The sequence below is a fragment of the Paenibacillus periandrae genome, assembly GCF_022458865.1.
Taxonomy (GTDB): Bacteria; Bacillota; Bacilli; order Paenibacillales; family NBRC-103111; genus Paenibacillus_S; species Paenibacillus_S periandrae.
The window spans coordinates 221390-232526 of sequence record NZ_JAJNMU010000018.1; the positions used below are offsets into that span (position 1 = coordinate 221390).

Consider the following 11137-nt stretch of genomic DNA (forward strand, 5'->3'; position numbering starts at 1 on the left):
CCTCCCTTACCATTTGTTATCCAGCTTTATTTTGAAGTTCCTGGATAATGTATTCAAACTCTTTAGCCGTGGATAATTTCTCGAGACTCAGGAGTTCCTCTGGGAATTTGATCGAATAGGCTTCCTCTATGTCCAGAATCAGACTGATGATGGCGAACGAATCTAAACCTAAATCGCTCAAATTACTGTCCACTATTTGCTCGCTCATTCCTTCAGATGTTTGGACATATTTGTCGATCAATTCAAGTAATCTTTTATCCATTTATTTCACCTCCTTGGTAGCAGAGAGACTCCTTAGGTATGTTTAGAATAGAAACACATCAGGGTCTGGTCCGATACGGACATCTTGATTCAAACCATCTAACCTACTAACATCCTCAGGTGTCAATTCGAAATCAAAAATATCCATATTTTCCTGCAATCGTTCTGTGCGAACTGTTTTAGGAATTGTAATTAACTCGTGTTCCAAATTCCACCTAAGGATAATTTGGGCAGGGGATTTGTTGTAATGCTGACTTAAATCTTGGATCACTTCATCATCGAATATTTGGCCCCTCATCAACGGACTCCAAGCCTCTACATGAATCCCCTTATCCCGGCAGTATTGAAGCAAGTTCTTTTGTGTCAGACGGGGATGAAGTTCAATTTGATTTACAGCTGGTACGATAGTACAGTCCGACATTATATCCTCAAGATGATGCTTTTTAAAATTGCTTACCCCAATCGCTCTTACTAAACCCTCGGAGTACAATTTCTCTAAAGCACGCCAAGTTTCTTTATACTTGTCTTTTCCTGGCCAATGAATCAAATACAAATCAACATAACTGACACTCAATTTTTCTCGGCTAACCTCAAATGCTTTTAAGGTTTTTTCGTAGCCATGGTCATCGTTCCAGAGCTTTGTTGTAATAAACATCTCATCCCTTGGAATACCGGATATCTTGATGCCCTTGCCTACCCCTGCTTCATTTTTATAACAGGCAGCCGTATCAATGCTCCGATACCCCAAACGAAAGGCCTCTAGCAATGCATTCTCAATCTCACCACCCTCCTTTGCCTTATATACTCCAAGTCCTAACCACGGCATCAGGACCCCATTGTTCAATGAAGCACAATCCGTAAATCGTCTGATCCTCGCGCCTTCCATATAGTCCACCTCCATATTCGTTCCTCCAGTTTACTCTTCCACGGCAAACCTTTGTTTCAATTGAAGTAATGGTTCCAACTCGTCGAATAGCAATGAATCGGGCACTCCAAAATCCAGCAAGAACGCAATTTCATTTACTCCTGCACCTTTTAAATCCTTGATAAGATTTTCACACGAATCAATCGTTCCGAATAATGCTGCAGTCTCCCAGTGCTGTCTGAATTTAACTTCACATAACTTATTCATGACTTTATGATCCTGAAGCGTCGAACGATCCATATTATTCCATAAGCTGGTACTTGTCCTAAGATAATTGGTAAACGGTTCTTTTACGATCCCTTTAACCAATTCCCTGTCCTCACCAATGAATGTGTGCATCATCACTGAAATTGTCTTTTCATATGGGGAATACCCACTTTTCTCGAGTTCTTCCCTGTAAATTGTAATGTTTTCCTGTAGGGTTTTCAGATTCTGTCCGATCATGTGCGTTAAGATATTGGCCCCAATCCGGGCAGCCGATTTGTAGCTTTCCTTATTTCCGCTCGTTGTGATCCAGATCGGAAGATCCGTTTGGATCGGTTGAGGATATACGGATATCTTAATCTGTTCCCCTGCACCGTTTACGGTTTCAATGCTGTCTCCTCTCCATAGGTTAGCAATCACCTTGATTTGGTCGAACATTATTTTCTTCCGTTCCTGATAACGTTCGGGATAGAGAACAAAGTCATTGGGATGCCAACCTGGAGCAAACGATAATCCCACCCTCCCTTTTGACAGGTTATCGACAACCGCCCATTCCTCCGCAATACGTATCACGTTATGTAGGGGTGAGACCACACTCCCGGAACGTATGTTAATGTTCTTCGTTGTAGCCGCTATAGCTGCAGCTATGACGGACGGATTGGGGAATAACCCGCCAAAATCATGGAAATGCCTCTCTGGAAACCATACTGCCTCAAAACCGTTCTCATCCGCAAAACGTGAAAGGCGCATAATGATGTCGTATTTATTTTCCCGGTTGTAATCCTGGTAACAAGAAAAGAAGAAGACACTGAACTTTAATGTATGCAGCTTTTTCACGTAAACACACCTAATCTGGATAATGGGCTCCAGAGTTTGAGTTCATTAATAAAATCCATCTCAATCCTTCGGACTGATTGGATCACATCACTCAGCAGAGGATCTTTATCCATTTTTTTTGTAATGTAAAGCAAAATATTGGTAAATGTCACCCAATAAGAGAACATATCCTTCGCAAGCCTAACTAGCTTTTCCGATGAACTATATTTCAGTAAATAATGGTACCAGATGTATCGTTCTTCTACAAAACGCATCCGAATCTGATGAGTAGTAGATAAGAGTGAATGATATTGTGACTCAGTAGTAATACGATCAATGAACTGCTCTATTATGGTAAGCAAATTGTCTTGGCTGTTGTAAGATTCGGTTACATGTCTTATGGATTGATGGACAATTTGCTGAAAATGGCCCCCTTCGCTTTCTTCATCCAGATGTTCAGCATAGATAAGATGTAAACGCTTTGGGCCGCACAGCCACCTTCCACATGGATTATATTCCGAATATAGGTAACTCATCGGTATCTTATACAAGTTCGAACCGTTTTTTAACTCCGGAAAGATGTGGTTAAACTCATCATATAGCGTTAACTCTTGTTGGCTTACGTTAAGTACGACCGCAATATGATAAGAAAATTCATTTATGTTGTGATCATAAATCGGTGCTTCAATCAATGGAGTCTTACCGGATCGTATGATTCTTCGACATTTTGATAATAGTTCGTCGGGCGAAAGACTTTCTTTAACTATATGAATACCGTTCAACCCTTTGTTTACTCGCTCAATGCGAACAAATCCATTTTCCATTTTGGCAGTTGTCGATAAGGGGGATAACAATAGAGCGAACGGACAGCCAAGTTGGTTCATTTTTATTATGTTCGAAAAAGCAATGGAATCGCATGAGCACCAGCCTAAATCCAGTTTCGGGCCTTCACCTGCCATCTGAATCTCTGTTTGATAAGGGGTGGTCTCAATAGTTTCAGGCTTATTCTCATTCAGTAAAAAACTTGAATCAAATAGTCCCTGTAATATGCTCGGATCCAAATTATTGTAAAAATCAGGATTTTTAAGTTTGTAGTAATGGTCATAATACTTTATAAAACTCTTAATCTTTTTCAAGATATCGGATAACTGATCCTCGGTTAAATGAAATTGCCTCATAACTTCTTTTTCCGGTAGCATATCTTTATTCACGCTTCTATAGATCAGGACCATCATTTCCGATAATTGCATTACCGTCCCCCTATGCTAGCTAGATTTTTGGCATAAATGAATCGATCGTTTTTTCCCGCGGGTTAGACAACAATTTAAGAATGAGGTTTACTTGTGCATGAATAGTCTGGTTTTCATGCAAATCTCCTAAAGATACAATGATTCCAAATTCTTCTTCAATTCTGGTAATCAACAACATGACGCTTAGGGAATCTCCGCCGCATTTGTAATAAGATGTTGAATGGTCTACCGATTCTATTTCTAAGATACCTAACCACACCCTTTTTAACTTCTTCTCCACTTCAATTGGATACATGATTAACCATTCCTTCCTCATAAATTGGAAACCTTAAATTCACCCAGTAATAATCCAAATGTTAAAACATGCATCAATAAGTCCTCTTCGAATTTTAAATTCAGTTTGTAATCGGGGGACAAATACTTAGTTTTCAATTGCTCTATAGTATCTGGATTAAAGAAGCCTTGCCTACGGATGGTATCATATGATAAAACGTCGTTTAAGTACGACGCATTCTCCCTTAATAAGTCTGGACACCCGGGTGCGACAAATCCAAATTTAGGACGACTGATGATTTCTTCAGGCACTCGGTTCGATGCGATTTTTTTCAAAATAAATTTTTCCTTAAATTGATTGAGCTTAAGATGGTGTGGGATCTTACGCACAAACTCTAAGATATTAACATCCAAAAACGGATATCTTGCTTCAACGGAGTTCGCAAAACACATTCGATCGCCATGATCCGCTAACAGATGGTTCCCTAAGCGAAGCTTGAGATCAATGTAAGACCTTTGATGCACTAAATGCCTTTCTGCAATCCTGTCTTTTCTCACTACTTGATTGTTGAGATAACTCATTTCACTGTGGATGCCATTAATCGTCGAGGAGAATAACTTCTTCTTTAATTCCTCGTGTTTCAAGTAGTTCTTCTCATAGATAAATAGGGGACTTCCCCAGAGCAGTTCTCTTATCTTTGCTTCTTCGGGATCAACAGATGCCGGATTTTCATTCCTCATGATATCGAACCGATATCCGACATAACCGGCGAACAATTCATCTGAGCCCTCACCTGTCAAAATCACCTTTAGATTCTTTTCTTTCGCTCTTTCCGAAAGAAGCAATGAAGCCACATTATAGGATTCTTTGAGCAAGGTTTCCGAATGCCAAATCGTCTTGCGAAGATGTTTATCAAGATCTCGCAATTCAAAAAGAATGGTATTGTGATAAGATCCGACCTTCTCCGCTATTATTTTTTGATATTTGGATTCTGATATAATCTTGTCCGTAAAATCTACTGAAATTGAATGTTGTGGCGTGGGGTCAATTTCATGAATAAGTGCTGCAATCAAGGAAGAATCCAAGCCACCGCTCAAATAAAAACCAACCGGAACATCGGATTGCAAACGATATTTTACAGATTTCAACAACAACTCATTTAAATGTTCAAAATAGTAATTTTCATCTTTGTATACTATTTCATTTTGTTTTGGATAAAACATATCCCAGTATTCGATGTCCTTTATATGAGACTCACTCACTAGCAGGTAATGGCCTCCTTGAAGACTCTTGATGTTCTTGAACAAGGTGCGTGGACTTATAACACCCGGGAAGGTTAATACTTGGTCTAATCCGACAAGGTCAATTTCACGGGATACTAACGGGTGCTCAAAGATAGCTTTAATCTCCGAACCAAATATGAACACATCGTCAATGATCGTATAAAAGAATGGCGCAATGCCCAAATGATCCCTCGCACAGAACACGGTATGACTCTGAGTATCGTACAAAGCAAAGGCAAACTGTCCATTCAAAAGATTCAGTAATTCCACACCATGTTCTTCGTATAAGTGAATAATAACTTCACAATCCGAGTTCGTTCTGAATCGATGGCCTTTTATTTCAAGCTGATGTTTTAATTCTTTATAGTTAAAGATTTCGCCATTACAAATTAAGATGATTGTATTGTTTTCATTGTAAAAGGGCTGCATCCCATTATCGACATCAATTATGCTCAGTCTATTAAAGCCGAGAGCAATTTCATCGTTGACATAGTGGTTGCTTCCATCAGGACCCCGGTGCTCCAATACTCTCATCATTTTCGTTAGAAGTTCTTTTTGTACAGGATACTTCTTTCGACAGTCAAAAAAACCGGTTATTCCACACATTAGACATTCCTCGCTTTGTAAAATACTCGCTGTAAAATAATGCAACCTTTTGCAATTCGCCATTACATCACAATGAGACAGTATACATTCGCCTTCGTCATAAGCAAAATGAAGATCACCCTTCCATCTGGCGAGTTGTGATCTTCCTCTTACATGATGTATCGTCGATAATTAGAAAGAGAATCAGTTTAGTGCATCCGATAGGCTGCTCTTGAATACATCAGAGATACTCTTTGTCACAGCACTCTTGGAGTGTGTTACATGACAAGTTTTTTACAAGGGACAAATAACTACGTTTAAATTACTATAAATACCCATTATTTGCAATATAATCTGTGGTATTGGATAAAATATGTAGTTTATGATAATAATTTGTATGATAAAGTAAGTGGACCTGTTGGTAAATCCTCTCAATGTAGTGAAATTTACAATTTTCCTGAATCCTTGAATCTTTGTTACTTAAATATATTAGAAAATTATAGGAATACCCTGTCTGTAGAGAAAGAGTAGGATAATCCTGAATCCGTAACCTTACTTGATCTCGCTGTGCCTTAGGTACCTTTTTTGGTATTTAGTGGATATAATTGTTAATTTGGTGTAGGAGGTATTTGTCATCCAATTTTTATTGTACCTCTTTAAGTCTGCTTCGTTGGTTTTTGAGCATGCCAAATAAGCCTATCTTTTTGCAGGTATTAAGCTGCGTTGCGAATGGTTCTTCTTTTTTCAAGAAACCGCTTGGTAAGCGAACTCAGCCAACAATAACACTCCCCCATTCTATATGGACCTCTTTTGAGCCAGTTGAGTCCAAAAACTGCTCATCAACGCTTTAGGGCTCAACCAGATCAGTAACGATTCAAATGTCTCAGTAATGAATAGCGATATAGTTATATAGGTCTGTATGTGCGGGCGTGTAACCTGCAGCTCAGAACATTTAGTCAGCGCTTCGCCAACTTGCTCAGCAATCATGACGGCGCGCGATTTAACATCAGAGCACGTGCGAGAATAATGCTTGATTTACGGGTTGGGTCTTCTACATCTACAGGACTATCTTTTATAGATGGGGGTATATAGCCTTCTCAATCGAAGCACAGAAGGAATGGCCGTCAACTAATCAAGACTTTTTTCCAAAAAAACCGAAATTTATTGTGTTTTATCTTTATTTATATGTATATTGTTACTGCTAATGCATAATGTCCACCATTTGACGGCGTAAGTTGTCCTACTAGTGACGGACAAGCTGTCCGCTCGTGGTGAAGAGAAAGGGAGAATCACGATAATTCTCCCTGGATGGCTCGCTTGATCATATGATCGTCGATGATGCGATGTTTGTTCTGTGAACCGTAAATGAGTGCGTGGGTACATAATTTGTTGATCAGTCTGGCAGCGCCACACGAGAAGCGAAAGATGTCATCTAGCGCTCCTTCAGTGAAAATGTCATGATCCGTACCTGCGAACGCCATGTGACGCCTGATATAATCACCAGTCTGAACCCGATCGTAATGCGGAAGCTTACATTGCAGGTCGATCCGCTGGCGGATAGCCGCGTAAGCTTGCAGGTTCAGTCGATCCCCGAGTTCACTTTGACCTACCAAGATGAGCGCCATGGGACTCTGCGCATCCCTCTTGAAGTTGAGCAGAAATCGCACTTCTTCTAGCATTTCGCGATCCAAGAGATGCGCCTCGTCGACGACGACAACGGGCAAGAGCCGGTGAATGCCGCGCATAAGCTCGATCTCGCGAAGCAATTGGCGCTTGGCATCGCCACGGTAGAATTTTGATTCGCAGCCGAGCTGCTCGAGCAACCCCTTGTAAATATGCCCCGGAGTCAGCTTCGAATCTGACAAGTAAAGAACCTTGTACTTGGCTGGATCGAGCACTTCGGCGAACCGACGAATCGTCGTCGTCTTGCCCGTGCCGCAATCGCCGGTTACAACGGCGAACCACTGCCGGTGAGCGGCGTACTCAAGACGGCCAAGCGTCTCCTCGAGAATAACCGACTCGTAGAGCTCATTCGTCGGTAAGTCCCGAGAAAACGGGGAACGTCCAAGACCGTAGAAAGACTCAAACATGGCCGTCCTCCTTGCTTACCCGGCGATAGGTCACTGCTGGCGCCTGTTCTGCCTTGCGATCCCGACTTCGTTCCTCCGCTGCCGCGAGCTACGTTCCAATTCTATGACAAAATAAATTACAATTGGTGACAAACTGAATTACAACTCACAATTGCGTCAAGTTCTTAACTTGCTGAACCATGACTCGAAGTAAGTAGACACTCGCTTCATCCTGATCAGAAGTCAGTCTCCTCAATTCCTGTACGTTCCAATCCAGTTCCTGAACGGCATTCCTATATTGTTCCCTAGCTTTTTTCAACCCGTCTTTCCCTTGATACAAATCAGTTTCGCTAGGTTCATTCTGCTTCACATCAGTAAGGAGTGACGTCAGATTCTCTATCTCTGCATATTGTTTCTTTATCTCTAGCTCTTTTTTATGAGATTGAATCAAAACCAACTTCAAAAAGAATCGGTGAATTTGAACGAAGATTAGTATTCAGGACATTTATGGAGTTTATTGAGGAACAGGCACCTTCTCAGTTCGATAGGTATTATAATACAAGGCACTTGGGATGTTTTTTATAATAATACTGTGGTTGCTAAAGTAACTCAGAATCCAAGCTCTAATGATTCTGTTGCAGTTGCTTTGCTGTGCAGTTACCCTCAAAAGTGGCTGAAAAAATTAGACATAAATAGCAATCTTCTTGCCAGCTTAAATGAGGTAACAGCTTATGTGGAGTTATTTACGAATGATTGTATAGAAATAGAAAGTGTACTGAGCACACTGGCAGCTATTGGCCTTCATGCTTACGAAACTAATAATAACTGGAATCATTGTATAAGATGTGGTTGTGACAGTATCGAGGTTAATACTGGGATAATTGAGATTAACAACGGCTCTTTATTTACAGAAGATAGATCAAAAATGTTCCGTTATGCTTCTATTGCTACAGATCCATTTGATGCATTACTACGATACTGGTATATCGCGGAGCATATGTATGACGATCTAATTTATTCAAATGTGAATAACCTGCTACAAGCAACAATAAGACCTCCGAGATTTGGAAGGGCTATATCAGAATTAACCGTTGAAGGTACGTGCGCAAAAGAAACTTTTATTAAGAATATGTCTAATAACTCAATTACACAGTTAATTCTTAATGTGGGATCAAGTAATTTAATTACAAGTGCTAATGCAGCTATGAGTTTACTTCTAAACAATATATCAAGCGTATCATTTTGGAATAAAACAACTCCTTCTTCTCAAAAGTGAACTGTAACCCCATTTGTGGACACGTAATAAAAAGGTATATTAGATGGTGATAAGATGACTTCTGTATTCATCAGGAGTCATCTTTTTTAATCCCCATTGGTAGCGCTCCGTATTGTACGTAAGGATATATTCGTTCACCCTTTGGCGCAGCTCATGAATAGTCTGACAATCGGCGTATTCAAGTTCATCCTTCATATGACCAAAGAAGGATTCCATAGGGGCATTATCCCAGCAGTTTCCTTTGCGAGACATCGATTGTTTAAACCCTGCTTTCTTTACTTTGTCTTGAAAGACAGGATGGGTGTAGTGCATGCCTTGATCGGAGTGCAGAATGGCTTCCGGATGAATGGAGTCGTCCATGCTTCTTAGAAGTTCCTCTAATGTCTTTTCTACAATCCCAAGTTCTAACGATGTAGAAAGGACATGTGCAGGCACTTGGTTTGTTGCCCCATCTTTGACACAAGAAAGATACGCGCACTGCCCATTACCATATTTCATGTAGGTGATGTCCGTTAACAGCACTTTTCCGGGTTCTCCCTGGTTAAATTGTCGCTCTAATAAATTTGGGCATGTGCGATGCTCCTGTGTGGCTTTAGCCATTTTACGATAGGGATTAGCTTGTCTTACTTTTGCTACTAAATTGTATTTACGCATGAGTCTGCGTATTTTTTTGTGATTCATAATGACGGTATCTTTACGTTCCAGATACATCTTAATCGTTAGTGCACCCGCTTTACTATTTAGGGACAGAAAGTGAGCTTGAATTAACCGATAGTCTACCTCATCGACATATTCACGTTCTTGTCGGGCTAGCTCTGCTTTTATCCAAGCATAGTACCCACTGCGACTGACACCAGCAACGGCACATAACCAGGCTGTTAAACCCCTCAGTTGATGCTTACGAACGGTAGTCTCAATGAGCTCAAAGGTCTCCGAAGGTGTTAGTGTCCTCGCTTCGCCTGCCTTTCTAGAGCATCGAGCTTTTTTAGAAGTTCATTCTCTGCTTCTAAGCACTTGATCTTCGCCTCAGCACGTTTCAATTTCTCTTCTGTACTTAGCTCTTTAGATGAAGGTCTTCCCGTACTCGATTTGCCCCTGCGATCCATAAGTAATCCCTCCTTTCCGTACCTGTCAAACGTTTTTCTCCAACGTTTTAATCCCTTCTTAGGAGTTTCTGCTCCGATCATGGTTATGTCAAATCCAGCTTCAAGGAATATTTGCATGGGTGAACAACCATCTTGATACAGCTGCACGGCCTGAAGTTTAAATTCAGGTTTATATGATATTGCTTTTTCCGTTACATGAACAACATTAGGATTAGAATCTAGAATTCTCATTTGTGTTGATGTGAAAAGACGTTTTGACATGATGTAGTTCCCTCATTCACTGTAGTATTTTTCATTAAAACACAAAAACCCGAAAGACAGGCACTTTTTTTTAAGTGTCTATCTTTCGGGTTACAGTTCAAAGGAAGCTCTTGGTTCTTTTCTTTATACTTGTAGAAATGCTGTTGCCCATAGACGCGAAAGCGAAAAATGGTTCAATAGGTTAGATAACAATCATACTCAAAATGTTCAAGAGATTATTTCAATAGTACACGAAGCAATTTACTCTTTGTTACAAGACATGTAACTAAATCGCGTAAACTAACATACTAATACTGTTTAAACTAGAGTTATAAACACCCTATATATCCAAAACTCCTGTCCGATTTTTGTAGACATGGTGTAGACCAAAGCTTTAAATCGATATAATCAATGATAAATCGCAGTAACATCAGTTAATAAGTAGTTCGCAACAAATCCATAAAGGATAAGGCTTTGCGTGATTTACTAACATGAATAGAGAAGCCCCAAAGAATCAAGGACCAGAGTTCGACTCCCCTCGTCTCCATTGCTGAAAACCCTGTACGTGATTTCCGGGGTCTGTCAAATCTTTTGTGTAAACTCTTTTACAGACCTTCCCCCGAGGGGGAAAATTTCGAGAATTTAGCGCAAATGCTGTCCGATACGTTCGGGAAAGAAAACCGAGAGTTGGAGCAGCATCTGGCCCCAATTCTGTACGCGGCCTGTCCATTTTCGGGTGACGTCCATCGTGGCTAGATAAAGCATCTTGAGTAACGCTTCATCGGTCGGGAAGATACTTTTTCCCTTTGTCACCTTTCGGAGCTGGCGGTGGTAGCTTTCAATGATGT

General features: G+C 40.5%; 11 protein-coding genes and 1 pseudogene. 1 reads left to right on the forward strand and 11 read right to left on the reverse strand.

The window, feature by feature from the left end:
- Window positions 1–16: 16 nt before the first annotated feature.
- From LRL21_RS28540 to LRL21_RS28575, 8 genes are all read right to left on the reverse strand, one after another.
- Window positions 17–262, reverse strand: coding sequence for a phosphopantetheine-binding protein (locus LRL21_RS28540; RefSeq protein WP_240419161.1), 246 nt, complete (start codon window positions 260–262; stop codon window positions 17–19).
- A 42-nt stretch (window positions 263–304) separates the two neighbouring features.
- The gene (locus tag LRL21_RS28545; protein WP_240419162.1) at window positions 305–1162 is read right to left on the reverse strand and encodes an aldo/keto reductase; all 858 of its coding nucleotides are present in this window, start codon (window positions 1160–1162) and stop codon (window positions 305–307) included.
- A 15-nt stretch (window positions 1163–1177) separates the two neighbouring features.
- Window positions 1178–2227 carry a MupA/Atu3671 family FMN-dependent luciferase-like monooxygenase gene (locus tag LRL21_RS28550; protein WP_240419163.1) on the reverse strand — a complete coding sequence of 350 codons (1050 nt, stop codon included), beginning with the start codon at window positions 2225–2227 and terminating at the stop codon, window positions 1178–1180.
- A complete protein-coding gene (locus LRL21_RS28555; protein WP_240419164.1) occupies window positions 2224–3456 on the reverse strand; it encodes a hypothetical protein in 1233 nt (410 codons plus the stop codon). The genes LRL21_RS28550 and LRL21_RS28555 overlap by 4 nt, the downstream gene beginning before the upstream one ends.
- 19 nt (window positions 3457–3475) lie before the next feature.
- Window positions 3476–3751, reverse strand: coding sequence for an acyl carrier protein (locus LRL21_RS28560; protein ID WP_240419165.1), 276 nt, complete (start codon window positions 3749–3751; stop codon window positions 3476–3478).
- A gap of 17 nt (window positions 3752–3768) precedes the next feature.
- Entirely contained in the window at window positions 3769–5619 is a 1851-nt protein-coding gene (asnB, locus tag LRL21_RS28565) for an asparagine synthase (glutamine-hydrolyzing) (protein ID WP_240419166.1), read from the reverse strand.
- Window positions 5620–6887: 1268 nt separating this feature from the next.
- Window positions 6888–7688: an ExeA family protein gene (locus tag LRL21_RS28570; RefSeq protein ID WP_240419167.1), complete on the reverse strand. Its 801-nt coding sequence runs from the start codon at window positions 7686–7688 to the stop codon at window positions 6888–6890.
- A gap of 145 nt (window positions 7689–7833) precedes the next feature.
- On the reverse strand, window positions 7834–8037 hold the full coding sequence (locus LRL21_RS28575; RefSeq protein ID WP_240419168.1) for a hypothetical protein: 204 nt from the start codon (window positions 8035–8037) through the stop codon (window positions 7834–7836).
- Window positions 8038–8259: 222 nt separating this feature from the next.
- On the opposite strand from LRL21_RS28575, the gene LRL21_RS28580 reads away from it, so the two are divergent.
- Window positions 8260–8943 carry a hypothetical protein gene (locus LRL21_RS28580; RefSeq protein ID WP_240419169.1) on the forward strand — a complete coding sequence of 228 codons (684 nt, stop codon included), beginning with the start codon at window positions 8260–8262 and terminating at the stop codon, window positions 8941–8943.
- A 39-nt stretch (window positions 8944–8982) separates the two neighbouring features.
- Here the strand turns inward: LRL21_RS28580 and LRL21_RS28585 are convergent, their stop codons facing one another.
- The 3 genes and pseudogenes from LRL21_RS28585 to LRL21_RS28595 all read right to left on the reverse strand — a co-directional run.
- The gene (locus LRL21_RS28585) at window positions 8983–9861 is read right to left on the reverse strand and encodes an IS3 family transposase (RefSeq protein ID WP_240419181.1); all 879 of its coding nucleotides are present in this window, start codon (window positions 9859–9861) and stop codon (window positions 8983–8985) included.
- Window positions 9862–9884: 23 nt separating this feature from the next.
- On the reverse strand, window positions 9885–10310 hold the full coding sequence (locus tag LRL21_RS28590; protein WP_240419170.1) for an HTH domain-containing protein: 426 nt from the start codon (window positions 10308–10310) through the stop codon (window positions 9885–9887).
- A gap of 621 nt (window positions 10311–10931) precedes the next feature.
- Window positions 10932–11137 (reverse strand): annotated as a pseudogene (locus LRL21_RS28595) (IS256 family transposase); the annotation flags it as partial.

What these genes read in the sequence shown, in the direction of transcription:
- LRL21_RS28540 (WP_240419161.1), bottom strand. Translation starts at nt 262, where the DNA reads ATGGATAAAAGATTACTTGAATTGATCGACAAATATGTCCAAACATCT.
- LRL21_RS28545 (WP_240419162.1), bottom strand. Translation starts at nt 1,162, where the DNA reads ATGGAGGTGGACTATATGGAAGGCGCGAGGATCAGACGATTTACGGAT.
- LRL21_RS28555 (WP_240419164.1), bottom strand. Translation starts at nt 3,456, where the DNA reads ATGCAATTATCGGAAATGATGGTCCTGATCTATAGAAGCGTGAATAAA.
- LRL21_RS28560 (WP_240419165.1), bottom strand. Translation starts at nt 3,751, where the DNA reads ATGTATCCAATTGAAGTGGAGAAGAAGTTAAAAAGGGTGTGGTTAGGT.
- asnB (WP_240419166.1), bottom strand. Translation starts at nt 5,619, where the DNA reads ATGTGTGGAATAACCGGTTTTTTTGACTGTCGAAAGAAGTATCCTGTA.
- LRL21_RS28570 (WP_240419167.1), bottom strand. Translation starts at nt 7,688, where the DNA reads ATGTTTGAGTCTTTCTACGGTCTTGGACGTTCCCCGTTTTCTCGGGAC.
- LRL21_RS28590 (WP_240419170.1), bottom strand. Translation starts at nt 10,310, where the DNA reads ATGTCAAAACGTCTTTTCACATCAACACAAATGAGAATTCTAGATTCT.